The organism is Phytohabitans kaempferiae, assembly GCF_042433955.1.
GTDB lineage: Bacteria > Actinomycetota > Actinomycetes > Mycobacteriales > Micromonosporaceae > Phytohabitans > Phytohabitans kaempferiae.
Window position 1 is genome coordinate 24711 of the sequence record NZ_JBHLUH010000001.1, and the last position, 23957, is coordinate 48667.

Sequence of the window (23957 nt, forward strand, 5' to 3'; positions counted from 1 at the left end):
CTCGGGTCGGACGCCGGGCATCGCCACCACGGTGGGGATTGCCCGGCGTCCGTGTTTCCGAGCCTCCACAGTGGCCGGTCGGGTCAGCCGGTCGCCGGGCGGTGCAGCAGCCGCGCGATGTCCCGCGCGCAGCGTTCGACCAGGCGCACCACCGCCGGGGCGAGCGCGGCGACCCGCTCCGGGCTGCCGCTCACCGCGAGCCCGGCGACCAGCGCGCCGGCCGGGTCGCGCACCGGCATGGCCAGGCAACCGCGGTCGGCCCGCAGCTCGCCGTACTGCCGCGCCACCTGCTCGCCGCGGACCCGCCCCAGCTCGCCGGCCAGGACGTCCGGGCGCCCGACGGTACGCGCGGTGAGCTGGCGCAGCGGGGTCGCGCCGGCCGGGTCCGCCACGGGCAGCAGGGCGTGCCAGTCGCTCCGCTCGGCGAGCAGCAGCTTGCCCAGCGCGGAGGCGTGCAGGTGGCGGGTCAGCACCGCGTCAGGGGAGGGCGGATGGTCCGGGTCGGGGTCGAGCATGCGGAGCCGGCCGTGTTCGAGCGAGGCGAGGTGCACCGCGAGCCGTACCCGGGAACGCAGCTCGCCCACCGCGTCGGCCGCCGCGGCCGGCACCGCCGTGCGGGCGACGGCCCCGGCCAGCTCCACCACCTTGCGCCCGAGCGCGAATCCGCGCAGGTCGGGCAGGCGCACCAGGTACTCCTCGGCGACCAGTAGGTTGACCAGCCGGTAGGTCGTGGCCGGTGACATGCCGAGCGCGGCCGACAGCTCCCGGGCGGTGACGCCGGGACCGGCCCGGGCGACCTGCTCCAGTACGGTCAGCGCGCTGCGGATGGCCGCGGGCTGGCGGCCGGCGGGCGGATGGTCGGCGGCCGTCATGGCGGTCCGCCCGGTCCGCGTGGCGAGGCGGGCGACGCGAGACCGTCCGGTGTGGAGCCGGGTAGGATGTCGTCCGGCGTGGCCGCGTCGAAGAAGCCGATCGCCCGCATCCGGTGCGGCGCGCGGCGGCGGACCCGCAGCAGCCACAGCAGGCCGAGCGCGAGCACCGCGGCGAGCACGGCGACCAGAGCGCCCATCCCGTCGTTGAGGCCGGCGCGGACGACCAGCACCAGCGCCGCCGCGGTGGTGGCGGCGGCGAGCGCGGCCACCGCCGACGTGCCGGCCGTGTCCTCGCCGATGTGCCGCAGGAACGGCGCTGCGGCGAGGCAGACCAGAAGGTACGCGACGAGGAAGGCGAGCACCGCGAGCAGCCCGAGCCAGGCGGAGACCTGCCGGGTCGGCGTCCCGACCGCCCACAGCGCCAGCGGCGCGCCGACGGCGAGCGGCATCATCGCGTACGCGGCCACGTGCGGTGTGCGGTAGCGGGCGTGCGTGCGCCCCAGCGCGCGGGGCGTGACCCGCTCGCGGCCCATCGAGAAGAGCACGCGCACCACCGCGTTCATCGAGGCCATCGCGCAGGCGAACAGCGACGAGGCGAGGCCGAGCTGGACCAGCGCGGGCAGGAACGGCAGCGCCGGGCCGGCCGCCGCCGGATCCCCGCGCGTGGACCCCACGAGATGCAGCACGCCGGCCAGCGCGAAGAGCGCACCGCACGCGGCGGGCGTCCAGAGCACCACACGGGGTACGACCGCGAACGGCTTGCGCGCCTCGACGCTCAGCGCGCAGCCGCTCTCGAAGCCGACCAGCGCCCTGATGCCCGTCAGCAGCGCGGCCGCGAAGACCCCGACGTCCAGTGTGGATGGTGTGATGGCGGGGCCGCCCCGGTACGCGGTGAGCGCCAGCACGGTCAGCACGGCCGCGACCGAGCACGCCTCCAGCAGCAGCGTGAGCGCGGCCGAGACGCGTACCCCGCGGACCACGATGGCCGTCATCGCGGTGCCGAGCACGGCGGTGACGAGCAGCGGCACGCCGTCGCCGGAGAGGGCGGGCAGCAGGCCGGCCTCGCCGAGGAAGGCGACCGCGCGCCGGCCGGAGCCGAGCAGGCACATGACGACGAGCGAGCCGTACGCGACGATGAGCGCGCAGCCGGTCAGGAAGCCGGCGGCCGGGCCGAGCCCTTTGGACACGTACGTGTAGAGCGAGCCGGCCGCGGCGATCCGCCGGGCGAACTGGGCGACGACGAGCCCGACCAGCGTCATCGCGAGCGTGGCGAGCCCGATCACCGGTACGGCCGCCGCGCCCATCGCGGTGACCGTCGCGGTCGCCGCCATCATGCCTGGCGAGGGCGCCACCACGGAGACCGCCTGCGCCGCCACCGGCAACGCGGAGAGCCGCCGCCGCTCCAGGCCGCCCCGGGGCGCCGCGGGCCGCTCCTCGGGGCGGGCCAGCGCGTCGGCGATGGCGTCGGCGAGTGCGCTGATGGCTCCGCTCCCTTCCGCCGGCGAGGCGATGGCCCCGGAACCGTAGGTGATCGACATTTCCACGATGTTGCCGGCGCGCGACGGCCGACCGGTCGGCATCTGAGAACGCGCGCCGCCGCCCCTCTCGTTCGGCGGTGCGGCGATCTTCCCGGAAGTTGATCGTCGTGACATCCACGGCGCTCAGGGTGATGGCGGTCCACTCACCCCCTGTGGAGGGTCTATGGAACATCCCTGGAAATCCCGGGCGCAGCGGCTGCGGTGGGGGCTCGGTGTCGCCTCCTTCACCGCCGTCGCCGCGCTCGCCGTCGCCTGGATCGGCGGTGCGACGGCCTCGACAACGCAGCGGGCGCCGGGCGGCGAGGCCACGGGCGCGGCGCCCGTCGACGTGGAGCCGGCACAGGCTCCCGACGCCGATCCCACCACCGGGCCGGCGCCCGCGGCCGGCACCGGCCGCGACCCGCTGACACCGTCCGAGTTGGAACGGGCCCGCGCCGCCGCCCTCGACGCGTCGCTGCGCGCCGGCACCACCGACGTGACCGGTGCGGCCGGGCCGGAGTACCTCTCCTTCGAGCTCGTCGACGCCAAGTCGGCGGCGGCGGACGCGCCCCGCCGGGCGGCCGTCTACTTCTACGACTACACCGCGAACAAGCTCGTCAAGCGGGTCGTCAACCTGAGGACCGGCGCGGTCGAGGGCACGTTCAGCGCGGCCGGGAGGCAGCCACCGCCCTCCGACCGGGAGGTGGCCAAGGCGCTCGAGCTCTTCCTCGCCGACGGGCTGAGCGCCGACTTCAAGGCCCGCTACCAGAAGGCGACCGGGAAGGCGTTCGCCCCGGGGCAGGTCGAGGTGACCGGCACGACCTACGTCGCCCGCCCCGCCGACACCGGCGCCGACCAGTGCGGCGCGCACCGGTGCGTGCAGTTCATCACCCAGGTCCCCAATGGACCGTTCATCGACATCACCGACATCGTCGTCGACCTCTCCGGTCGCACGGTCGCGCGCCTACGTTAGGAGCCGGATGCGCACGAAGTTTTGGGGCGCCGCCGCGGCGGCGCTGCTGGTCGCCGCCGGCATCGCGGTGCCGGCACAGGGGCAGGCCGCGCCCCGGGACCAGTGGGAGTACTGCGGCAACAACGCGCTGGTCAAGCAGGAGCTGAAGAACGGCACGCTGTGGCAGATGTGTTGGCACGTCGACGAGAAGACCGGCCTGGTGCTGGAGAAGGTCGCCTTCCAGGGCAAGCGCGACAAGCTCCCGGTCATGGTGCTCGACTCGTCGACGATCGCGCAGCTCAACGTGCCGTACGACTCGGGCTACAACGAGTGGAACGACATCACCTCGTACGGCTTCGGCGGCGACTACATGCAGCCGCTCGCCGCCGCCGACTGCAAAGGGCAGCGGCGCGGCGTGTGGACCGGCGCGGGCCAGGACACCAAGAAGGTGCTCTGCATCAGCCAGGAGGAGACCGGCCTGGCCTACCGGCTGGAAGGTGAGACGCCGGAGAGGCCGTACGCCAAGATGGGTACGGATCTGGTGCTGCGGACCATCTCCAAGGTCGGCTGGTACGAGTACATCACCGAGTACCGCTTCGCCGACGACGGCCAGATCTCGGTGCGCCTCGGCGCCACCGGCGACCTGGCGCCGCGCGACTACACCACCGCCGACGAGGGCTGGCCGATCGGCCCGGGGCAGACCGACTACTCGGTCAACCACTACCACAGCGCCTTCTGGCGGATCGACTTCAACATCGGCGGGTACGGCACCGAGAAGGTCGAGCAGTACGACACCGCGCCGAACGGCGAGCGGGGCCGCCGGGCGGCCATCTACAAGACCGCCAAGACCGACGTGACCACCGAGGCGTCGCTCAACACCGACCTGCGCCGGTGGTGGCGCGTGGTCAGCCCGACGAGCAAGAACGCGGACGGCCACCTCCGCTCGTACGAGCTGGAACTGGGCGCGAGCGACGCGTACGAGGCGCATCCGGAGACCCAGCCGGACGTGACCTTCACGCAGTACAAGCCGTGCGAGAAGTTCGCCACCTTCAACCAGGACCCGGAGTGCGCCGGGACGTCCATTTTGGAGTACACCAACGGCGAGCGGCTCACCGATCCGGTGATGTGGGTCCGTGTGGGCTACCACCACGTGCCGCGGGACGAGGACCAGAGCCCGATGCCGGTGCACTGGCAGGGCTTCGACCTCGTGCCGCGCGACTTCACCGCGCAGAACCCGCTGGCGCCGGCCGACCGGCTGGACGTCAACGGCGACGGCGTCGCCTGACCCGACAATCGACTCCGCCCCGCGGGCGCGCCGACGCCCGCGGGGCGGCATCCCCCGGAGGTTTCGCCGTGCGCGCCGCCCTGCTGGTCACGTTGCTCCTGCTCGCCGGCTGCGGGGCGGGGGCCGAGGCCACGCCGCCAGCACCGTCCACTGTGGTCTCCGTGGCACCGCCCGCGCCGACCGTGACGCCGCCGAACGGGCAGGACCTGCTCTTCGCCGCCATGATGATCGCCCACCACGCGCAGGCGGTGGAGATGAGCCGGACGCTGCTCGGCAAGGCGGGCGTACCGGCGCGCGTGGTCGCCATCGCCGAGTTCATCCGCACCGACCAGGACCGCGAGATCGCCGAGATGAACGCCTGGCGGGTCGCCTGGGGCAAGCCCGCGGTGCCGCCGGACGACCCGGCCGCCGCCCGCCACGGCGCCGGCCACGGCATGCTCACGGAGGAGCAGCTCGCCGCGCTCGCCGCCGCCGACGGCCCCACCGCGAGCCGGCTCTACCTGACCCAGATGATCGAGCACCACGAGGGCGCGATCCTGATGGCCCGGGCGGTGCTGAAGGTGGGCGCCAACGCGTACATCCGCAACCTCGCCAAGCACGTCGTCAACGAGCAGGGCGCGGAGAACCAGGCGATGGCGAAGCTCCTGGCGCCCACCTGACCAGCCCTCACACGCGCAGCTCCTCCAGCGCTGTGCTGGCGCGCAGGAAGAGCAGCCCGACACCGACCACCGCGAGCAGGACGGCGGCGGCGCCGGCGCCGTACAGGGCCAGGTCGTCCAGGGGTACCGGCACCGAGCGGACGATCCGCGGCCCCTGGGGGCAGCCCTCGGCAGTGCAGACGACCGGCCCGCTCGCCTGTACCTCGTGGAAGATCCCGTACGACAGCGCCCAGCCGACCGCCAGCGCGAGCGCGACGGCCTGCACCGCCGGCGCGAGCGACTGCCAGAGCACGGCGCGGGCGAGCGTGCCGCGCGGCACGCCGGTCGCCACGAGCGCCGCGTACGCCCGGCGGCGGGACACGATCGACTCGGCCAGCGCGACGACAAGCCCGCCGGCGGCGACGATCAGCGCGACCGCGACCGCGACGTTGATCAGGTCGAACGCGCGGAAGTAGAAGTCGGTGTCCTGCGGATAGTACGGCTCGCCCCGCGCGGCGGCGTCCTGGCGGCCCATCTCCTCGCGCAGGTCGAACTCGGCGGCGAACGAGGCGCGCACGCCGGCCGCGCCACCGGCGAAGACCAGGCAGCCGAGGAGCGCCGAGAGGATCCGGCTGCCGCTCCACGGATCGGCCATCAGCCGCCGCGCGGCCAGGAGCGCGGCCGGTCCGCGGCCGAAGCGGTGCAGCATCCGGCCGGTCCAGTGGGAGATCCAGCCGGTGCCGGTGACCGTCCCGACCGTGGCGAGCAGCAGCGCGAGGAACGCCAGCAGCAGCATCAACGCGGACGGTAGGCCCTCGAAGCGCCGGTATAGCGGGAAGATCGCGGCCCCGATGCCGACGCCCACGGCGAGGAGCACGCCGGGCCACGGCTTCGGCCGACCCGTGCGGGCCCGCCGGACCACGCCGAACGGCGTCACCGCGACCCGGCGCATCAGCGCGACCGCGACGAGGGCGGCGACGAGCGGCAGGCCGGCTGTGATCGCGGCCAGCGCCCACATCGATGGGAGCACATCGGTGGGGAGGGCGAGCATGCCGTCGGCGCCGGGCCGGTGCAGCACCTGCCGCCCGCCCAGGTAGAGCCCGAGCCCGGCCACCGAGCCCAGCGCGCTGGCCATGCCGGTCTCGGTCGCCGCGATGGCCACGGCCTGCGGCGGCGTGCCGCCGGCCAGCCGGATCGCGGCGAGCCGCCGGTCACGGGCCGGCGCGCCGAGACGGGCGCACTGCGCGGCCAGGGCCAGGACGGGGATGGTCAGCAGCACCAGCGCGACCACCACACCGGGCCGCAGCCCGGCCTCGGCGAGCAGGGCGTTGCGGTACTGCGGGGAGCGGTTGTTGCCGTTGTCGTGGAAGGTCGGTATCGCGATCACCGTGGCCGCGGCGAGCATCGCGAGCACCGCGAGGCAGGCCGAGAAGGCGGTCAGGGCGACCCGGACCGTGTCGGTGCGCGTGCCGGCCAGGGCCAGCCGGACCAGCGTGGTGGGCCTCACCGGGCGCCCGCCGCCAGGCCCAGCCCGCTCGGGTCGACAAGGCCGTCGCGGAGCGCCACCTCGCGGTCGGCGTATCCGGCGACCCGCGCGTCGTGCGTGACCAGCACCACCACCGTGCCCTGCTGGCGGGCGACCCGCACCAGGTGGCCGAGCACCTGCTCGCCGGTGAGCGAGTCGAGCGCGCCGGTCGGCTCGTCGCAGAACAGCACGCGCGGCTCGGTCACCAGCGCCCGGGCGACCGCGCAGCGCTGCTGCTGCCCGCCGGACATCTCGCCCGGCCGCTGCTCGGCCAGGTCGGCGACGCCCAGCCGGTCGAGCCAGGTCAGCGCCGCGGTCCGCGCCTCTCGCCGCCCCGTGCCGGCGAGCAGCAGCGGCAGTGCCACGTTTTCCGCGGCGGTCAGCTCGGAGACGAGCTGACCGAACTGGAAGAGCACTCCGAACTCGGTGCGGCGCAGCCGGGCCCGGGCGCTCTCGGTCAGCGTGTCGATGCGGTGCCCCCGGTAGAGCACCTCGCCGGCGTCCGGGCGTAGGATGCCGGCCAGGCAGTGCAGCAGCGTCGACTTGCCGCAGCCGGACGGGCCGGTCACGGCGAGGATCTCGCCCTCCTGGACGTCGAGCGACACACCGCGCAGGGCGGGGGTCTGGCCGTAGGAGCGGACGACCCCGCGGGCCTCTAGGAAGCTCATCGAGCAGTCACCTCTTCGTGCAGGTCGGCGACCCGGTCCAGCGTGGTCTGCAACCACCGCAGGTCCGCGTCGAGATGGGCGATGCCGTAGTCGGCCGCGATCACGTCGCCGAGCAGGGCGTCCGGATCGGTCTTCACGGCGGTGAGCTCGCGCAGCCGGGCCAGGTGCGCCTGGCGCTGCGCGGTCAGGTACTCCCGGGCCCGGTCGGGGTCGCCGACCAGCAGCGTCACCACCACCTTGGCCAGCAGGACGCTGTGCAGGTGTGGCATCGGCGGCTCGACGGCGGCCAGCCACGCGGCCAGCGCCGCCCGCCCGCCGTCGGTCAGCGCGAACGAGGTGCGGTCGGGCCCGCCCTCCCGGTCCTGGCCGACCGCGGTCACCAGACCGTCCCGAGCGAGCCGCCCCAGCGTGGCGTAGACCTGCCCGAACGCCAGCGGCCGGGCCTGGGGCATCCGGCGGTCGTGGGCCCGCTTGAGGTCGTAGCCGTGCTTGGGCCCCTCGGCGAGCAGGCCGAGCAACACGTGCGGCGTGGACATGGCAGACACTATTCATCGAGCGAATAGAGCCCGTCAAGCGCGCCTCGCGGAATACCGTTCCGTAGACGTGGCGTTACCGCAGGTCGTGAACATGTTCGAGGAGTATCGACAGGCCCTCCTGTTCATGCAGGTGGGCGAGCCGGTCCACGCCGCCCGGATCCTGGCGCCGCTCGTGACGGCCGAGCCGGCCAACGCCGACGTCCGCCTCCAGCTCGCGCTCGCCTACTTCGCCTCGGCCCAGCTCAAGCGCGCCGAGGCGGAGCTGCGCGTGCTCGTCGAGCGCGACCCCAGCGACCACTACAGCCACCATGTGCTCGGGCGCACGCTGGAGCGGCTGCACCGGCCGGCCGAGGCGCTGCCGTACCTCCGGCTGGCCGCCGCGATGGCGCCCAAGCCCGAGTACCGGACCGCCGCCGACCGGGTCGCCGCCGGCCTCGCCCGCGCCCGGACGTCCCGGCGCTGACCCGGCGGAGGCAGGTCACGGCGCCGCCGGCCGCTCGATCCTGGTGGGGTTGCCGCGCACCAGCTCGTCGTGGATCCGCCAGCGGGCGGTGACGACGGCCCGCCCGGCCGCCGCGTCGTCCCGCTCGAGGCGCTGCCGCAGCAGCCGCAGGGCGATGCGGCGCCGGCGACGGCCTCCAGGCGACGCGCCGCCAGCCCTTGGCGGGCCGCCTCCGCCTCGAGCCGGCCCAGCAGGCGGGCCAGCGCCCAGGCGCACTCCCGGGGGCCGCGCCCGGCGGACATGATCAGGTGGACGCTCACGCCCGGCCCCGCTCGCGGCGCTGGTCGCGGCGGTCGCGCCGGGGCCCGAGGTCGGGCGTCTTGTACGTGACCAGCGGCACCGTGCTCGCCACCGGTGTGGCCAGGTGGTGGTCGGCGAGGTCGGTGATCACCTGTTCGATCCGCTTGTACGCCGTCGGCGCCTCCTCGAAGAGCAACTGGCGGTCGCCGCACACCACCAGCGAACCGACCGGCGTGCGGCGCAGCTCCTCGACCGTGTGCTTGGCCCGCCCGCGGCGCAGCGCGTCGGCCCGGGACATCTTGCGGCCCGCGCCGTGCGCCACCGAATGGTTGGCCTCCGGCCCGGCGTGGCCGTGTACGAGATAGGAGAGCGTGCCCCGCGTGCCGGCGACCAGCACGTCCCGCCCGTCGCCCGGCGCCGCCCCCTTGCGGTGCAGGTAGACCCCGTCGCGCACCTCCACCAGGTTGTGGCACTGGTCGACGACCGGCGCGGCGGGCTCGGCGCCGAGGGCGTACGCGACCCGGGCCGCCAGCAGCCGCCGGTTGAGCGACCCCCAGCGCACCGCCTCGTCGTGCCGGGCCAGGTAGGCGGTGGGGTCCGGGGCGGGCCCGGCGCCGTGTGCCTCGGTGTGCGCCCGCAGGATCCGCTCGCCTAGCCCGCGCGAGCCACTGTGGACGATCAGGACGAGGTCGCCGGCGGCGAGCCCGAGCCGGCTGGCGTGGCCGGGCTCGAAGACCGTCTCGACCCGTGCCAGCTCGACGAAGTGGTTGCCCCGCCCCACGGTCGCCAGGCCCTCGGCGTGGCCGGCCGGGATCTCGCCGTCGAGCACGGCCCAGGCCGGGTCGTCGGCGTCCACCTTGGGGTCGAGCGGGCGGTCGAGGTCGGGAAAGCGGGCGGCGAGCTTCTCGGGGACGGCCCGTTTGAGGCGGATGGGGAACACCGCGATGCCGCAACCGATGTCGGAGCCGACCAGGAACGGGTAGAGCACGGTCGACGCCATCGCGGCGCCGATCGGCGCGCCCTTGCCGGGGTGCAGGTCCGGCATCGCGGCGACGTGGATCATGCCGTCGAGCGCGGCCACCTGGTGGCACTGCGCGACGGCGTCGGACTCGATCCAGCTCGTGGGGGAGGCGAAGACGGTGACGGTGGCCATGGCGGAGCTGGGCAGGGAACGCTGCCCGGAGGTCTGCGGAGACAAAGACGCTCTCTTCACGGGAGACGGGATGCGGGCGGACTTGCGGAGGGCGGCGCGGTGGCGCACGCCGGGCGATGGCTGGCTGCGGTCCGTCAGAACGTCATGCGTACAGGCTCGCCGATCCCGCTCGCCCCGGCAACCGATTTCGGCCGCGCGCCGGCCCGTCCTGCCGCTCGGCGTCACCGCGCTGTGCGAAGGTCAGGGGAATCCGTCGTGGCTCAGCCCGATCGAAGGAGCATCCATTGTGTCCACACCAACTCCCGGGAGCGTCCTGAGCGTCCTGCCGGACGGGCGCTGGCTCTTCGGCACGTTCACCCACCACCGCCGCGTGCGCAGCGACGAGACGAAGAATCTCCAGTTTCTCGGCTGGGCGACCGTCGTCACGTCCGCCGACCCCGGCTCCGGGACGTACGGCACCAGCGTCGTGGCCGCGTTCCTCGACGGATACACGATTCGGACGGTCGACGCCCTCGCCGCCGACAACTGGACGCTCACCGCCCTGGCCCCCGCACACTAGAGATCTTTCGCGGTCGAGGTTCGTGCTGTCCGTAGCGGTTGGATTCTGGTGTGGCAGAGGGGAGCTGCCGCGATGCCCGTCGTGCTCGCGGCCGTCGCTCCCGCGGCCTCACCCTCCACGTCCCCACGATCGCGACCCGGCCCGACGCCGCCTCGGCCCGGGCGGAACTGTCGGGTTGGGCGCACCAACGCGCCCAACCCGACGCCGCGTCACCGGCGCGCGTCCGGCACACTCGCTCAGCTTCGCGATCGGTCCGGGATAGTTCGTCGGCTTACCGCCTCCCGGCCCGGTCAGCCCGGGCGAAGGGGGGTTTGTCGGGGACATAGCCCTCCTGTGGCCGGTTCGAAGGGGCAATGTCCCTGACAATCGCCCACACACCTGCCGGGTCCGGCGCGGCAACCACCGGGCCTGGCGTCTGCGCCACCTCGACTCCGAAAGCTCCGTAGAGACCTCGTTTCGTCAGCGGGATCACCATGGTCCTGCTATCCAGAGCTTCGAGACTCTCGGCGGTGCGGGGCGAGGACGGGGTGGAGGTTGTGGACCGCGGATGGCGCGGCTGCGGGAGCAACGGTCTGGACCACGACGAACATCGCGGTAGCCCGGATCTGTCTCGTGGAATGGATGCTCCAGAGCCTGCGCCGCGGTCCCACGCCCTTCGCGCGGACGGCTCAAGAACCGTTGAAACCAAGCTGAAGCCGCCGCCTGGCACACTCCGTTCCCTCTGGATCGAGGGGGAGTACGTACTCGTCGTGAGCTACCGGAAGGCTCGGACCCGGTGCCGCCGGCCGTCTCGGCGCTAGCGCTGGACACGGGTTTTGCGGAATTTGGCAATAGATCTTCTTGGTGATCTTGTGGGCCGCAGACATCCCCGCCGGCCTGTGCTTTCATCGCTGCGTACCGAATCCAAACGGGGGTGGTGTAGGTGTCAGGCAGTTCTGCGGCGGTGTTGCCCGTCGGGGCGGCCGTACCATCGCTGGTCCGCTGGGGCGTCTCCGCCGACGCGGATCTGGTGTACCGGTGCCTGGTGAGCTTCGGCCCGCGGCGGGCCGTCGCCGTCGGCGCCGATCTGGGCCTCGCGGCGCGGCGCGTGCGGAACGCGCTCGACGAAATGGTCGCGGCGGGCCTCGTGCAGGCGATCCGGGAGCGGGCAGCGTACGGTGCCGACGCGGACCGCTGGCACGCGGTGCCCGTCGACACGGCGGTCAGGAAGCTGCGCCAGCGCGCGCTGCGGCGGGCCCTCGCGGCGCCCGACGGCGGGCGGCCCGCACCGGAGACGGCGTCGTTTCCGGCCCGGCGGCTCCCCGGGCGCACCGCGACCCGGCGGCGGATCGCCGAGCTGGCCGAGGCGGGGCGGGTCGAGCAGTTGGCGATGCATCCGGAGCAGATCTTCAGTACGGAGTCGGTCTCGATCGGTTCGCCCATCGACACCGACCTGCTGCGACGGCGGGTACGCGTGCGGTCGCTCGGCCGGCCACCGGCGGACGGCGACCGGTCGGCGGGTTACACGGCGGAGTTCGTCCGGCTCGGCGGCGAGTACCGGGAGACCGGCCGCCTGCCACACAAGATGATCATTTTTGACCGCCGGGTCGCGCTGCTGGCGGTCGACCCGCTCGACCTGGCGCGCGGTACCTGGGAGGTCGTCGAGCCGGTCGCGGTCGCGTCGCTGGTCTCGCTCTTCGTCAGCCACTGGAGTGGTGCGACCGACCCTCGCCGGAACGGAGTACCGACGATCGTGCTCACCCAACGAGAGAAGGCGGTGGTGGCGTTGCTCGCCGAGGGGCACACCGAGGCCACGGCGGCGCAGTACCTCGGCATCTCCACGCGCTCGGTCACCTACACGCTGCGCGGGCTGATGGACCGCCTGGGGGTGGAGAACCGGTTCCAGCTCGGTCTCGCCCTGGGCGCGATGCGCGTGGTCACCCCACCCGGCCGGGGGGCGGACGAGACGGCTGAAGGGAGCGACCGGTGAGGCGCCAGATCCTCCGTGTCCTGGCGGCGGTGGCCGCCCTTGTCATCGTCACCCCGATCGGGGGCCCGGCGGCGGCGGGGGAGGTGCCCTGGAAGCGCATCCCGTGCACCGAGGGCGGGATCGACCGCGTGGCGTACGACGCCGCCTCCAACCGGCTCGCGCTGGAGTGGCACCTCGACTGCGCCGACCCGTCGGACTCGCCAGCGGCCTGGGCCTACGCCCTCTACGCCGAGGTGGGGCCGCTCGCCGAGGTTTCGGAGAGCGTCCTGATCGCGTACGCGCCCACCGCGCCGACGACGTTCGCCCAGAGCCGGCACGTGCCGCCGCTCGTCGACGCGATCTGCGTGGTCACCGACTACGACGTGCGGATCGCCTGCGTCGGGTTGTACCGGGACTCGCGGGGGACCTTGCACACCGTCAGCCGGCTGGCGACGGACGACCCGCTGGTGCAGATGAAGGCGCGGGTCTTCGTCGACGACCACGACAGCAGCCCGGCCTGCGGAAGTTGCTGGTAGGGGCCGGCGTCGTGGACGACTCCCTGGAGATCAGCCTGCTCGGGCCGGTGCGCGTGGTCGCGCGGGGCCATCCCGTGACGGTCGCCGCGCCGCGCCGGCAGGTGATCCTCGCCGCGCTGGCGCTCGCGCCCGGGCGCACCGTCAGCACCACCGCGTTGGCCCGGTACCTGTGGGGCGACGACGCCCTCTCACCGACCCGGCGTGCGGTGTCCACTGTGGTCACTCGTCTGCGGCACGACCTCAGCATGGACGTGATCCGCGGTACGGCGGGCGGATACGTGCTGACGGTGCCGGCCGAGGCGGTCGACGTGCACCGCTTCCGTACGCTCCTGCGCGCCGCCCGGTCGGCCGAGGGCGCGGCCGAGCTCGACCTGCTGGAGCGCGCGCTCGCCTGCTGGCACGGCGACCCGCTCCAGGACGTGGGCTCCGAGGCGCTGGTCGCCGAGCACGCGCCAGGGCTGAGCGAGGAGTGGTACGCCGCGACCGAGCGCCGCCTCGACCTGCTGCTGGCCGCCGGGCGCCACGCCGACCTGGTGCCGCTGCTGCGCGACCTGACCGCACAGCAGCCGCTGCGCGAGTCGCTGTGGTGCCGGCTGATGGTGGCGCTGTACCGCTCCGGCCGGCAGGCGGAGGCGCTGGAGGCGTACCGCTGCGTGCGCGACCTGCTGGTGGAGCAGCTCGGCATCGTGCCGGGCCCGGAGCTGGCGGCCGCCCACCGCGCGGTGCTCACGCACGACCCGGCGGTGGCGGCACCGGCCACGGCCACGCGGCGGAGGCGACCGGCGGTGCGACCGCGCGTACGCCGGCTGGTCCGGCTGCGCTTCTAGGGCCCGTTTCCCAGGGGCATGGCCGGCCCGCGGCGGGCCCAGACGCCTCGGCTCGGCCGACCCTCGATGAAACAGCCCTCGGCGCTGACCGGCGCTTTTGCCGCCATCATCCGGCGATAGGGCAGATTCGGTATAGCGAAGAGCATTGAAAGATTTCCCTAAATGGATAGCGTGCGGTCGGGGTCACCCCCCAACACGACGTCCAGGAGGTCAACCAATGCTCCTCAGAAGACTGTCGGCCGCGGTGCTCGGTGCCGTCGCGGTCGCCTCGGTCCATGCCGTCAGCGCGGTGCCGGCGAGTGCGGCGCCACCGGCGTCGCACTCGTACGCCGCCAGCCAGACCGCCACCGAGCCGGACGGCGGCATGGTCCCGCTGATCGTCAACGGCCGGCCGGCGTCGGAGAACTACTCGTTCCTGGTGTACACCTCCGGGTGCACCGGGTCGCTGATCAAGGCGAACTGGGTGGTCACGGCCAAGCACTGCCCCACGCCGTCGTCGGTGCGGGTCGGTAGCGTCAACCGCGGCAGCGGCGGGACGGTGGTCTCCGTGACCGGTGCGGTCAACCACCCCCGGATCGACGTCAAGCTGCTGCGGCTGGGCAGCTCGGTGAGCCAGGCGCCGGCGCCCATCCCGACGACCTCCGGGGCTGTCGGCACCGCGACCCGGATCATCGGCTGGGGCCAGACCTGCCCGACCCGCGGCTGCGGCTCGGCGCCGGTCCTGGCCACCGAGCTCGACACGTCGATCGTGACGGACAGCCGGTGCCTCGGCATCGACGGCCCGTACGAGATCTGCACGAACAACACCAACGGCAACTCCGGCGCCTGCTACGGCGACTCCGGCGGCCCGCAGGTCCGGATGATCAGCGGCCGGTGGAACCTCATCGGCGCCACCAGCCGGTCCGGCAACGGCAGCGCGGTCTGCGCCACCGGCCCGTCGATCTACGGTGACCTGTCTTCGATCCGCTCGTGGATCAACACGCAGGTGGGCGGCCTGCCCGCCTGAGGCTCGGCCGGCGGCGGGGCGAGCCGGTGCCCGCCCCGCCGCCGAAAGCGCCGTCGGAGCGCGGGCCGAGCCTCCTCCATTGTGGAGGACGACGGTGGGGGCTTAGGTTACCCAAAGTCGTTGTGTGGTAACGCTTTTTCTGGCGTGGTTGAGGTGACCGGAGGTATCTGGTCCGGTATGCTGACCGCCGGTCATGCGCTCCGGCAACGGGCCGGGGCGGCCTGACCGCCGCCAAATCGCCACTTCGGCGAGCCGGGGAACCACGCGCCTCGGGGTGAATCCGCATCGCGGTAGGGATCGCTTCCGTCCCGAACCCGTCAGCTAACCTGGCCGGCGGCCGACGGAGGGATGGTATGACGGCAGCCTTACGCCGTTTGTGCGCGTTCGCGATGGCGGTGGTCGCCGGTGCGGTGTTGTTCGTGACCGCACCGTCCGGCGCGCAGGCGGCGCCGGCGGATCCGACCCCGGCGGAAGACGGGCCGGCGCTGCTCAGCGAGGTGCTGACCGCGACCGGCAAGCGATACGCGCAGGCCAAGGCCGCGCTCGACAAGTCGCGCAACCGCCAGCTCCAGCTCAGTCTCGAGCTGCGCCAGGCGGAGGACCGGCTCGAAGAGCTGGCGCCGCAGATCGGCGAGCTGGCCGCCGCCTCCTACCGCACCGGCAAGCTCACCGCCGTGTCCGCGCTGCTCAACACCGCCTCCCGCGACGAGTTCATGGCGCGGGCGACCGTGCTCACCGAGCTCAACATGGTCAACGACCGGAAGGTCGCCGAGCTCACCGCCGCGCGGGAGAAGGCAGCCAGGGCGAAGGCCGCGCTCGACGCGGAGGTCGCCGAGGAGCGCAAGCAGCTCGCCGTCATCGCCCGCCAGAAGTCCGAGGCGGACAAGGCGCTGGCGCTCGTCGGCGGCACCAAGCTCACCGGCGGCTTCGTCGCCGCCACCTCGCCCGTCGCCAAGGCCGCGCCCCGAAACTCGGACGGCTCCTGGCCGGACGAGTCGTGCAGCATCAACGACCCGACCACCTCCGGCTGCATCACGCCACGCACGCTCAACGCGTACAACGAGGCGCGCAAGGCCGGGTTCCGCCGCTTCGTCGGCTGCTACCGCCCCGGCGGGCCGTTCGAGCATCCCAAGGGGCGCGCCTGCGACTGGTCGCTGCTCAACAGCGGCTTCGCCAACGCCCGCACCGACGACCAGCGGCTGTACGGCAACAACCTCACCGCGTTCCTGGTCCGCAACGCCGAGCGGCTCGGCATCCTCTACGTGATCTGGTACCGGCAGATCTGGTTCCCGGTGACCGGCTGGTCGACCTACACCGGTCCGCAGGACCACAAAGATCACGTACACATGTCGATGGTCTGATCCCGCGCCCGCCACCTGCGGCGCTGTTTCCCGGTGGCGGTGGGACCGTAGATTGTCGGCGTGTCTGCCGATGCGTACCGGCTCGGAGTCGACTTCGGAACCTCGTCGACCGTCGCGGTCCTGAGCCGTCCCGGCGTGCCGGCCGAGCCGGTCCTGTTCGACGGCTCGCCGCTGCTGCCCTCCGCCGTGTGCGCCGACGCGAGCGGCGCGCTGCTGGCCGGCCGGGACGCGCTCCAGGCCGCGCTGGCCACGCCGGAGCGGTTCGAGCCGCACCCCAAGCGGCGGATCGACGAGGGCACCGTCTTCCTCGGCGCCGACGTGCCGGTGGTCGACCTGCTCGCGGCGGTCTTCGCCCGGGTCGCGGCGGACGTCCGGCAGATCGCCGGCGGGCTGCCGGGGCGCACCGTCGTCACCTGCCCAGCGTCGTGGGGCCCGGCGCGGCGGCAGGTGCTCTCGGCGGCCGCCTCCTCCGCCGGGCTGACCGGTGTCGCGCTCGTGTCCGAGCCGGTCGCGGCCGCCGCGTACCTTCTGGCCGTCGCCGGCGAGCGCGTGCCCGAGGGTGCGCCCGTGCTCGTCTACGACCTCGGCGCGGGCACCTTCGACGCGACGCTCGTCGTACCCCGTACCAGCGGCTTTGACGTGCTCGCCACGCGCGGCCTGGACGACGCCGGCGGCCTCGACATCGACGCGGCGGTGGTGGCGGCGCTCGATCCGGGCGGCAGCCCGGAGTGGCGGCGGCTGCGCGAGCCGGCCACGGCCGGTGAGCGGCGGGCGGCCCGGCAGCTGTGGGACGGCGTGCGCCTCGCCAAGGAGAGCCTGGGGCGGCTCTCGTCGACCTTCCTGCACGTGCCGCTCGTCGACACCGAGGTGCCGCTCGGGCGGGAGCAGCTCGACGAGCTGGCGCGGCCGGTCGTCGAGCGTACGGTCGAGGCCGCGCGGGCGGTGCTCGACGGGCAGGGGGTGCGGGCCGGCGACCTCGGCGCGGTGCTCCTGGTCGGCGGCGGCAGCCGGCTCCCGCTGGTGGCGACCGTCCTGCGCCGCGCCTTCGGCGTCGACCCGGTGATCATCGAGCAGCCCGAGCTGATCGTCGCCAAGGGCGCCGTGCTCGCGGTGGGCGAGCCCGATCCGGAGGTACCGGCACCGCCCGCCCTCGCCCCGACCGTCGACGTGTCCGCGCCGCCGCTCGCGCCGACCGAGGTGGTGACGGCCCGGCGCCGGCGGTTGGTGCTGGTCGGTGCCGTCGCGGCCGCCGTCGTCGCGGCCGGCGGGGCCTTCGCCTGGTGGTCCGCCACCGACCGCGACACGCCCGGCGCGCTGCCCACGCCGTCGACCTCGGCGTCCAGCCCGAGCCCCACGCCGTCGGCCTCGGCGTCCGGCACGAGTGTGAGCCCCACGCCGACCTCGGCACCGACCAAGCCGGCGGCGTACGACGAGCGGACCACCGCCCTCGGCTGGCTCGACATGACGCTCGACGGGACGATCCGCGCCGGCTACTGCACGGCGTTCGACAGCGCCGACGGCCGGCGGTACGAAATCAAGGGCGCCGACCCCGAGGTGTCCGTGCCCAGCGGCGTCACGCGCGTGTGGATCGCGGGCTTCGTCGACCCGGAGGGCACCGGCTGCGGCGGCCGGGAGCCGCTGTGGGTCACGGAGATCCGGCGGCTCTGACCCCGAGAGCGGACGCGTGGCCCGGTCGGCCAGGGGTGATCTTCGTCTCCGGGAGGTGCCACGACCAGGCGGCGGAGGCTAATCTCGGTCCCGCGAAGGGGAGTAGCTCCCAACGTCGTGGTCGACATACTGGTTCGCGCTCGCGCGTTCCCGGCCACGCGGCCTCACCGTCTGTGGTGGGGCGGGCGAGACCTTCGACTTGGCTGTCAAGCCGGGTCGAGGTCGCCTGTGCCCTTGTTCCCGGCTCCGTTCCGGGAAGGGCGTCGTGGAAGGTTTTCTCGCCGCGTTGGCGATCAGTTTCGGGGTCATTTTCGTCGCCGAGCTGGGCGACAAGTCGCAGTTGATGGCGTTGACGTTCGCCACTCGCTTCCGTCCGTGGCCGGTGCTGCTGGGCATCACGGTGGCGACCACGGTGGTGCACGCGATCTCGGTCGGTGTCGGGTACGGACTCGGTGCCTCGCTGCCGACCGGCTGGATCGCGCTGGCGGCGGGTTTGGCGTTCCTGGCGTTCGGGGCGTGGACGCTGCGCGGTGACCGCCTGACCGAGGAGGAGAAGAGCAAGGCCGAGCGGACGAGCCGGAACGCGTTCATCGCGGTGACGGTGGCGTTCTTCCTGGCCGAGCTGGGGGACAAGACGATGCTGGCGACGATCACGCTGGCCACGCAGCACGGCTGGCTCGGTACCTGGATCGGCTCGACGATCGGCATGGTCGCCGCCGACGCCCTGGCCATCCTGGTGGGCCGGTGGCTGGGCCGGCGGCTGCCGGAGAAGGCGATCAAGTACGGCGCCGCCGCCCTGTTCGCGATCTTCGGAATCTGGCTGCTCGCCGACGCGATCGGGCAGTTGACCTGACGGCCCGAACGCGCTCAGGCGTCGGCCACGACGATCTGCGTGCCGCCCCGGCGGATGGCCTCCAGAGCCACCGGGTCGGCGGAGGAGTCGGTGATCAGCTCGGCGACCTCGGCGACCGCGCACATGCGCGCGAGGTGGACCTGCCCGACCTTGGAGCCGTCGGCCACCACCATCACGCGCTCGGCGCGGGCGATCATCGCGGCGTTGGTGTGCGCCTCGATCTCGTCGTGCGTGGTGAGGCCGCCGCGGGCGGAGATGCCGTCGACGCCGACCACCGCGACGCCGATGTTGAGCCCGGCGAGCGCGCGGTCGGCGAGCGGACCCACCAACTCGTACGACTGCGCGCGGCTCACCCCGCCGGTCATCACGAGCTTGATCCGGGGGCGCAGCGCGAGGTCGACGGCGATGTTGAGCGCGTTGGTGACGACGGTCAGGTCGAACCGCTCGGCCACCAGGCGGGCGACCTCGTAGGTGGTGGTGCCGCCGGTGAAGCCGAGCGTGAGCGGCCCGTGCGGCAGGCGGGCGACCGCGCACCGGGCGATCGCGCGCTTCTGCTCGCGGTGCTGGCCGCCCCGGTACAGCACCGGCAGCTCGTAGGCCACGTCGGCGGTCACCGCGCCACCGTGCGTGCGGGAGAGCAGCTTCTGGTCTTCGAGCATCTGGAGGTCGCGGCGGATGGTCGCGGTCGAGACCAGGAACTCGGTGGCCAGCCGCCCGGCGTCGACCGAGCCCTCCCGGGCGAGCCGCTCGAGGATGCCGCTGACCCGGTCGGCGCGGCGCAGTGTGCTTCGGGCCATGGGGTCGCTCGCTTTCCGGGCGGGGTGCGGCCATCGTACGGCCAAACGGACACGTTCGATCAATGAGGACGGGACGCGAGTGCGCCCTGATGTTCAAACGCGCACACTACGATGCGCGAATGCGGGCGAAACCTTTCTCCTTCGCTCACGCCCGCGCATAATCCGGATCATGACTGCGACCGCGGCGGAGATCGCCAGCCAGCCCGACACGTGGCAGACCGCGCTGGCCCGGGCCGGCGAGTTCCGGGAGGCGCTGGCGGCACCGGGCGAGCGCGTGCTGGCGATCGGCTGCGGCACGTCGGCGTTCGTCGCCCAGTCGTACGCGAAGCTGCGCGAGGCGGGCGGGATCGGCGAGACCGATGCCGCGTACGCCTCCGAGCTGCCCACCGGCCGCCGGTACGACCGGGTCGTGGCGATCACCCGCTCTGGGACGACCACCGAGATCCTCACCGCCCTGCGCGGCCTGCCTGCCGGTACCCGCCGCGTGGTGGTCACGGCGGTCGAGGGCGAGGCGGTCGACGAACTGGCCGACGAGCGGCTGGTGCTCGGCTTCGCCGACGAGGCGAGCGTGGTGCAGACCCGGTTTCCCACGACCGTGCTGGCCGGGGCGCGCGCCGTGCTGGGCCACCGGCACGACCAGATGGTCCACGATGGCCGGTCGGCGCTCGCGACGCCGCTGCCGGTGGAGGCGGGCCGCTTCGACCACTTCGTGTTCCTCGGCACCGGCTGGACCGTCGGCCTCGCCCACGAAGCGGCGCTCAAGATGCGGGAGACGGCACAGGCGTGGTCCGAGTCGTACCCCGCGATGGACTTCCGCCACGGTCCGGTCGCGGTGGCCACCGAGCGGAGCCTGGTCTGGGCCTTCGGCGAGGTGCCCGAGGGCATCGCGGAGACCTCGGCCGGCGCGGGCGCCACGGTGTACCAGGACGCCGACCGCGACCCGCTCGCCCAACTCGTGCTCGTGCACCGGCTGGCGATCGAGCTGGCCGGGCGGCGCGGCCTCGACCCCGACCGCCCGCGCCGGCTCACCAGGTCGGTCGTGCTCGCCCCCGCCGGTACCGACGCGGCCCGGTGAGGCGGCGACCCCCGCCGGCATCCGCCGAAGCGCCCGCCGCCGGCACGATCGACGAAGTGGAGGTCTGATGGCGCTGGTGCCCACGGCTGAGCTGGTCGCGGCCGGCCCGGTCTGCGCGTTCAACGTGATCACGATGGAGCACGCGGAGGCCGTCGCGGCGGGCGCCGACCGTGCCGGGCACGCCGCGATCCTGCAGATCAGCGAGAACGCGGTCCGGTTTCACGGCGGGCGGCTGGGCCCGATCGCGGCGGCGGCCCGCGCGGTCGCGGCCGACTCCGAAGCGCGGCTGGCCCTCCACCTCGACCACGTGGTGACCGAGGAACTGTGGCGGGCGGCGCCGGAGCACGGCTTCGGCTCGTTCATGGTCGACGCCTCCCGACTGTCCTACGTGGACAACGTGGCGGCGACGCGGGCGGCGGCCGACTTCGGGCACGCGCGCGGGCTCTGGGTCGAGGCCGAGCTTGGCACGATCGGCGGCAAGGCGGGCGACCCGCACGCACCGGACGCCCGCACCGACCCGGCCGAGGCGGTGTCCTATGTGGAGCAGACCGGCGTCGATGGGCTCGCGGTCGCGGTCGGCTCCCGGCACGCGATGACCCGGCGGGAGGCGGCGCTCGACCACGACCTCATCGCGGCGCTGCGGGCGGCGGTGCCGGTGCCGCTGGTGCTGCACGGCTCCTCCGGCGTCGGCGACGACGAACTGCGCCGCGCGGTGGCCGGTGGCATCCGGAAGGTGAACATCGGCACCGCGCTCAACCTCGCGTACACCGCCGCCGTCCGGGCGGGCGCGAGCGCGCACACCGACCCGCGCCGCTACCTGGCGCCGGCTCGCGAGGCGATGGCGGAGGCGGTCGCCGCCTACCTCACCACCGTCGCCACCCCGTACGGGTGAGGGGCCAGCACCGCCCGCGGGGTTACAGTGCAGCGACGTACCGATCCAGGAGAGTGGCGTACCGATCCAGGAGAGTGAGGACGGCTGGCATGCGCGCGGCACAGGTAACGCGGCTCGAAGGGCCGAGGTCGATCGAGGTCAGCGACGTTCCGGAGCCGGCGGGCGACGGCCTGGTGGTGATCGACGTCACCGCGGCGGGGGTCACCTTCCCGGATGCTCTGCTTACGCGCGGGCTGTACCAGATCAAGCCGGAGCTTCCGTTCGTGCCCGGCTCGGAGGTCGCCGGTGTGGTCCGGGCCGCCCCCGCCGGGTCGGGCCTGGCGGCTGGCGACCGCGTGGCCGCGTTCCCGGGGCTCGGGGGCTTCGCGGACGTGGTGGCCGCCTCGCCCGACGTGGTGTTCCCGCTGCCGGGCAACGTCTCCTTCGAGGCCGGCGCGGCGCTGCCGATGAACTACCTGACCGTCCACTTCGGGCTGATCCGCCGCGGTGGGCTGCGCGCCGGCGAGACCGTGCTCGTGCACGGCGCGGCCGGCGGCGTCGGCACCGCCGCGATCCAGGTCGCCAAGGCGCTCGGGGCCCGGGTCTTCGCGGTCGTCTCCACCGAGGGGAAGGCGGCGGTGGCCCGCGCCGCCGGCGCCGACGAGACGGTGCCGGCCGAGGGCTTCCGCGACGCGGTGAAGGAACTGACCGGCGGCACCGGCGTCGACATGGTGGTCGACCCGGTCGGCGGCGACCGGTTCACCGACTCGTTGCGCAGCCTCGCGACCGAGGGGCGGCTGCTGACGATCGGCTTCACGGCCGGCGAGATCCCGACGGTGAAGGTCAACCGTCTGCTGCTGAACAACATCTCCGTCGTCGGCGTCGGTTGGGGCGCCTTCTGGCGGGCCCGGCCGGACTATCCGCGGGAGCAGTGGGCCGACCTGCTGCCCCTGCTCGATGCGGGGCAGCTCGACCCGCCGCTGGGCCGGACGTTCCGGCTGGAGGAGGCCGCCGAGGCGGTGGCCGAGTTGGAGGAGCGCCGAGCCACCGGCAAGGTGCTCGTCAAGCCCGACCGCTGACCCGGCATCGCCTTCCGTAGACGGCAGCGTGCCGGGGCGCCCGTTCGCGGCACCCCGGCACGCCTGGATCAGAAGCTGGCGAGTCGGAAGTCTCGCCAGCCGTTGCCGACCTGGACGGGGGCGGCGAAGGTGCCGTCGCCGTCGCCGGTCCAGCGCAGCAGTGTGGCGTCGTCGGCCTTGACACCGACGATGTCCGCGTTGTTGTCGCCGTTGACGTCGAGTACGGCGAATTCGCGGATGGTCTGCCAGTTGCCGCCGACCTGGGCCGGCGTGGCGAAGGTGCCGTTTCCGTTGCCGCGCCAGTAGATCAGTGAGCCGTCCGGCTTGGTGCCCCAGATGTCCGCGTCTCCGTCACCGTCGGCGTCACCGGCGGCGAAACGGTTGATCTGGCTCCAGCCCGTGCCGATCTGGCGCGACGAGCCGAAGCCGCCATCGCCGGACCCCACGTACAGGTTGAGGATGTCGCCGGCTTTGGCGAGGATGTCCGCCTTGTCGTCGCCGTTGACGTCGGCGAGGGTGAACCAGTCGACGGTTTTCCAGCCGGTGCCGACCTGTGTTCTGGCGCCGAATGTGCCGTCGCCGTCGTTGCGCCAGTGCCAGAGCACGCCATCGGTGGCGGTGGCGTAGAGGTCGGCCCAGCCGTCCCCGTTGGAGTCACCGACGGCGATGCGGTTGTAGTTGTCGACCCAGCCCGGTCCGATGCGTACCGCTGAGCCGAAGGTGCCGGTCGAGCGGCCGGGGTACGACCAGAGGACCTGGTTGGCGTCGACGGCGAGCAGATCCTCGTACCGGTCACCGTTGACGCTCTCCGCGGGGCGGTTGGCGGAGGTGACGTTCGGCGGCGACACGTACCCGGAGATGAGCACGTTGCGCGTGCCGGCCCGCTGGGTCACCGGGTTGATGCGGCGCTTGACCACCGCGTCGTTCTGGTTGCCCTCGACGGTGGTGATGGTGCCGTCCGAGTGTACGGAGTGGACGATGCCCACGTGCCCGCCGACGCCGGAGCCGGGCGCGCCCCAGACGACCACGTCACCGGGGGCCGGGGAACCCACGCCGCTGGAGGGCCGAGCCTTCCACAGACCCTGCTGCTGCCCCCAGGTGCCGACCGCGGTGGCGACGTCGGTCGTGAACACTGGGGAGACGCCGGCATTGCGCCAGACCCACTCGGCGAACATCGCGCACCAGGCGGTGGTGCGGCACGGCCCGTACTTCGTGCAGCGGCCGTTGGCCTCGGAGTTGCCGACCTCGCCCTCGGCCACGGTGACGATGTCCGCCCGCGTGGCCGCGTGTGCCGCGCCGGCGCCGAACGTGACTTCCTGCACCGCGAACGCGGCGAGCATGGCGAGCGTGCCGACCACCGCGGTGAGCAGCGTTCTCGCGCGGGACGGTCTTGCGCTGTGTACGTTCATGGACGTGTCGCTCCCGTCGTCCTAGTAGGCGGCGAGGCGGAAGTCCCGCCAGCCGTTGCCGACCTGGACGGGGGCGGCGA

The 23957-nt window shown here is 73.6% G+C and carries 23 protein-coding genes, 1 pseudogene and 1 riboswitch; of the genes and pseudogenes, 15 read left to right on the forward strand and 9 right to left on the reverse strand.

Annotated features, from left to right (window positions below; all coding sequences use genetic code 11):
• Window positions 1-83: 83 nt before the first annotated feature.
• The gene (locus ACFFIA_RS00125; protein WP_377243343.1) at window positions 84-872 is read right to left on the reverse strand and encodes an IclR family transcriptional regulator; all 789 of its coding nucleotides are present in this window, start codon (window positions 870-872) and stop codon (window positions 84-86) included.
• Window positions 869-2410, reverse strand: coding sequence for an APC family permease (locus ACFFIA_RS00130; RefSeq protein ID WP_377243346.1), 1542 nt, complete (start codon window positions 2408-2410; stop codon window positions 869-871). Before ACFFIA_RS00130 ends, ACFFIA_RS00125 begins: the two co-directional genes overlap by 4 nt.
• Before the next feature lie 163 nt (window positions 2411-2573).
• Here ACFFIA_RS00130 and ACFFIA_RS00135 point away from each other — a divergent pair, with 163 nt between their 5' ends.
• The 3 genes from ACFFIA_RS00135 (at window position 2574) to ACFFIA_RS00145 (ending at window position 5285) form a co-directional block, all read left to right on the forward strand.
• Window positions 2574-3362: a hypothetical protein gene (locus ACFFIA_RS00135; RefSeq protein ID WP_377243349.1), complete on the forward strand. Its 789-nt coding sequence runs from the start codon at window positions 2574-2576 to the stop codon at window positions 3360-3362.
• Between the two features lie 7 nt (window positions 3363-3369).
• A complete protein-coding gene (locus ACFFIA_RS00140; RefSeq protein WP_377243351.1) occupies window positions 3370-4626 on the forward strand; it encodes a copper amine oxidase in 1257 nt (418 codons plus the stop codon).
• 68 nt (window positions 4627-4694) lie between these two features.
• A complete protein-coding gene (locus ACFFIA_RS00145) occupies window positions 4695-5285 on the forward strand; it encodes a DUF305 domain-containing protein (protein ID WP_377243354.1) in 591 nt (196 codons plus the stop codon).
• Between the two features lie 7 nt (window positions 5286-5292).
• Here ACFFIA_RS00145 and ACFFIA_RS00150 read toward each other — a convergent pair whose 3' ends face one another.
• From ACFFIA_RS00150 to ACFFIA_RS00160, 3 genes are read right to left on the reverse strand one after another with little or no spacing between them, the layout of a single operon-like run.
• Window positions 5293-6771 (reverse strand): FtsX-like permease family protein, encoded by a 1479-nt coding sequence (locus ACFFIA_RS00150; RefSeq protein WP_377243356.1) that lies wholly within the window; start codon window positions 6769-6771, stop codon window positions 5293-5295.
• The gene (locus ACFFIA_RS00155; RefSeq protein WP_377243359.1) at window positions 6768-7457 is read right to left on the reverse strand and encodes an ABC transporter ATP-binding protein; all 690 of its coding nucleotides are present in this window, start codon (window positions 7455-7457) and stop codon (window positions 6768-6770) included. Before ACFFIA_RS00155 ends, ACFFIA_RS00150 begins: the two co-directional genes overlap by 4 nt.
• Window positions 7454-7993, reverse strand: a complete 540-nt coding sequence (locus tag ACFFIA_RS00160) for a PadR family transcriptional regulator (protein WP_377243362.1) — start codon at window positions 7991-7993, stop codon at window positions 7454-7456. Before ACFFIA_RS00160 ends, ACFFIA_RS00155 begins: the two co-directional genes overlap by 4 nt.
• A gap of 85 nt (window positions 7994-8078) precedes the next feature.
• On the opposite strand from ACFFIA_RS00160, the gene ACFFIA_RS00165 reads away from it, so the two are divergent.
• Complete coding sequence (locus ACFFIA_RS00165) at window positions 8079-8456, forward strand: tetratricopeptide repeat protein (protein WP_377243407.1); 378 nt, start codon at window positions 8079-8081, stop codon at window positions 8454-8456.
• Between the two features lie 15 nt (window positions 8457-8471).
• On the opposite strand, the pseudogene ACFFIA_RS00170 reads toward ACFFIA_RS00165, so the two are convergent.
• Window positions 8472-8755: pseudogene (locus ACFFIA_RS00170) on the reverse strand (hypothetical protein).
• Window positions 8752-9888 (reverse strand): RNA ligase RtcB family protein, encoded by a 1137-nt coding sequence (locus tag ACFFIA_RS00175; protein WP_377243410.1) that lies wholly within the window; start codon window positions 9886-9888, stop codon window positions 8752-8754. The pseudogene ACFFIA_RS00170 and the gene ACFFIA_RS00175 overlap by 4 nt, the downstream one beginning before the upstream one ends.
• A 286-nt stretch (window positions 9889-10174) precedes the next feature.
• Between ACFFIA_RS00175 and ACFFIA_RS00180 the strand changes: the two genes are divergently transcribed.
• The 8 genes from ACFFIA_RS00180 (at window position 10175) to ACFFIA_RS00215 (ending at window position 18646) form a co-directional block, all read left to right on the forward strand.
• Window positions 10175-10447: a hypothetical protein gene (locus ACFFIA_RS00180; protein WP_377243365.1), complete on the forward strand. Its 273-nt coding sequence runs from the start codon at window positions 10175-10177 to the stop codon at window positions 10445-10447.
• Between the two features lie 922 nt (window positions 10448-11369).
• On the forward strand, window positions 11370-12416 hold the full coding sequence (locus tag ACFFIA_RS00185; protein ID WP_377243368.1) for a helix-turn-helix transcriptional regulator: 1047 nt from the start codon (window positions 11370-11372) through the stop codon (window positions 12414-12416).
• Window positions 12413-12931 carry a hypothetical protein gene (locus ACFFIA_RS00190; RefSeq protein ID WP_377243371.1) on the forward strand — a complete coding sequence of 173 codons (519 nt, stop codon included), beginning with the start codon at window positions 12413-12415 and terminating at the stop codon, window positions 12929-12931. Before ACFFIA_RS00185 ends, ACFFIA_RS00190 begins: the two co-directional genes overlap by 4 nt.
• 11 nt (window positions 12932-12942) lie before the next feature.
• The gene (locus tag ACFFIA_RS00195; RefSeq protein ID WP_377243374.1) at window positions 12943-13758 is read left to right on the forward strand and encodes an AfsR/SARP family transcriptional regulator; all 816 of its coding nucleotides are present in this window, start codon (window positions 12943-12945) and stop codon (window positions 13756-13758) included.
• 217 nt (window positions 13759-13975) lie between these two features.
• Window positions 13976-14764, forward strand: a complete 789-nt coding sequence (locus tag ACFFIA_RS00200; RefSeq protein ID WP_377243377.1) for a S1 family peptidase — start codon at window positions 13976-13978, stop codon at window positions 14762-14764.
• A gap of 219 nt (window positions 14765-14983) precedes the next feature.
• A riboswitch (cyclic di-AMP (ydaO/yuaA leader) is annotated at window positions 14984-15115 on the forward strand.
• Window positions 15116-15117: 2 nt separating this feature from the next.
• Window positions 15118-16125 carry a coiled-coil domain-containing protein gene (locus tag ACFFIA_RS00205; protein WP_377243380.1) on the forward strand — a complete coding sequence of 336 codons (1008 nt, stop codon included), beginning with the start codon at window positions 15118-15120 and terminating at the stop codon, window positions 16123-16125.
• Window positions 16126-16185: 60 nt separating this feature from the next.
• Window positions 16186-17793: an Hsp70 family protein gene (locus tag ACFFIA_RS00210; RefSeq protein ID WP_377243383.1), complete on the forward strand. Its 1608-nt coding sequence runs from the start codon at window positions 16186-16188 to the stop codon at window positions 17791-17793.
• 265 nt (window positions 17794-18058) lie between these two features.
• Complete coding sequence (locus ACFFIA_RS00215; RefSeq protein WP_377243386.1) at window positions 18059-18646, forward strand: TMEM165/GDT1 family protein; 588 nt, start codon at window positions 18059-18061, stop codon at window positions 18644-18646.
• A 14-nt stretch (window positions 18647-18660) separates the two neighbouring features.
• Here ACFFIA_RS00215 and ACFFIA_RS00220 read toward each other — a convergent pair whose 3' ends face one another.
• A complete protein-coding gene (locus tag ACFFIA_RS00220) occupies window positions 18661-19443 on the reverse strand; it encodes a DeoR/GlpR family DNA-binding transcription regulator (RefSeq protein WP_377243389.1) in 783 nt (260 codons plus the stop codon).
• Between the two features lie 169 nt (window positions 19444-19612).
• Between ACFFIA_RS00220 and ACFFIA_RS00225 the strand changes: the two genes are divergently transcribed.
• The 3 genes from ACFFIA_RS00225 to ACFFIA_RS00235 all read left to right on the forward strand — a co-directional run bounded on the left by ACFFIA_RS00225 (window position 19613) and on the right by ACFFIA_RS00235 (window position 22468).
• Complete coding sequence (locus ACFFIA_RS00225; RefSeq protein ID WP_377243392.1) at window positions 19613-20518, forward strand: SIS domain-containing protein; 906 nt, start codon at window positions 19613-19615, stop codon at window positions 20516-20518.
• A 67-nt stretch (window positions 20519-20585) separates the two neighbouring features.
• On the forward strand, window positions 20586-21410 hold the full coding sequence (locus ACFFIA_RS00230; RefSeq protein WP_377243395.1) for a class II fructose-bisphosphate aldolase: 825 nt from the start codon (window positions 20586-20588) through the stop codon (window positions 21408-21410).
• An 89-nt stretch (window positions 21411-21499) separates the two neighbouring features.
• Window positions 21500-22468 (forward strand): NADPH:quinone oxidoreductase family protein, encoded by a 969-nt coding sequence (locus tag ACFFIA_RS00235; protein ID WP_377243398.1) that lies wholly within the window; start codon window positions 21500-21502, stop codon window positions 22466-22468.
• A gap of 68 nt (window positions 22469-22536) precedes the next feature.
• Here ACFFIA_RS00235 and ACFFIA_RS00240 read toward each other — a convergent pair whose 3' ends face one another.
• Window positions 22537-23877 carry an FG-GAP-like repeat-containing protein gene (locus ACFFIA_RS00240; protein WP_377243401.1) on the reverse strand — a complete coding sequence of 447 codons (1341 nt, stop codon included), beginning with the start codon at window positions 23875-23877 and terminating at the stop codon, window positions 22537-22539.
• Between the last annotated feature and the right edge of the window lie 80 nt (window positions 23878-23957).

What these genes read in the sequence shown, in the direction of transcription:
- ACFFIA_RS00125 (WP_377243343.1), bottom strand. Translation starts at nt 872, where the DNA reads ATGACGGCCGCCGACCATCCGCCCGCCGGCCGCCAGCCCGCGGCCATC.
- ACFFIA_RS00130 (WP_377243346.1), bottom strand. Translation starts at nt 2,410, where the DNA reads ATGTCGATCACCTACGGTTCCGGGGCCATCGCCTCGCCGGCGGAAGGG.
- ACFFIA_RS00135 (WP_377243349.1), top strand. Translation starts at nt 2,574, where the DNA reads ATGGAACATCCCTGGAAATCCCGGGCGCAGCGGCTGCGGTGGGGGCTC.
- ACFFIA_RS00140 (WP_377243351.1), top strand. Translation starts at nt 3,370, where the DNA reads ATGCGCACGAAGTTTTGGGGCGCCGCCGCGGCGGCGCTGCTGGTCGCC.
- ACFFIA_RS00155 (WP_377243359.1), bottom strand. Translation starts at nt 7,457, where the DNA reads ATGAGCTTCCTAGAGGCCCGCGGGGTCGTCCGCTCCTACGGCCAGACC.
- ACFFIA_RS00160 (WP_377243362.1), bottom strand. Translation starts at nt 7,993, where the DNA reads ATGTCCACGCCGCACGTGTTGCTCGGCCTGCTCGCCGAGGGGCCCAAG.
- ACFFIA_RS00175 (WP_377243410.1), bottom strand. Translation starts at nt 9,888, where the DNA reads ATGGCCACCGTCACCGTCTTCGCCTCCCCCACGAGCTGGATCGAGTCC.
- ACFFIA_RS00200 (WP_377243377.1), top strand. Translation starts at nt 13,976, where the DNA reads ATGCTCCTCAGAAGACTGTCGGCCGCGGTGCTCGGTGCCGTCGCGGTC.
- ACFFIA_RS00205 (WP_377243380.1), top strand. Translation starts at nt 15,118, where the DNA reads ATGACGGCAGCCTTACGCCGTTTGTGCGCGTTCGCGATGGCGGTGGTC.
- ACFFIA_RS00220 (WP_377243389.1), bottom strand. Translation starts at nt 19,443, where the DNA reads ATGGCCCGAAGCACACTGCGCCGCGCCGACCGGGTCAGCGGCATCCTC.
- ACFFIA_RS00225 (WP_377243392.1), top strand. Translation starts at nt 19,613, where the DNA reads ATGACTGCGACCGCGGCGGAGATCGCCAGCCAGCCCGACACGTGGCAG.
- ACFFIA_RS00230 (WP_377243395.1), top strand. Translation starts at nt 20,586, where the DNA reads ATGGCGCTGGTGCCCACGGCTGAGCTGGTCGCGGCCGGCCCGGTCTGC.
- ACFFIA_RS00235 (WP_377243398.1), top strand. Translation starts at nt 21,500, where the DNA reads ATGCGCGCGGCACAGGTAACGCGGCTCGAAGGGCCGAGGTCGATCGAG.
- ACFFIA_RS00240 (WP_377243401.1), bottom strand. Translation starts at nt 23,877, where the DNA reads ATGAACGTACACAGCGCAAGACCGTCCCGCGCGAGAACGCTGCTCACC.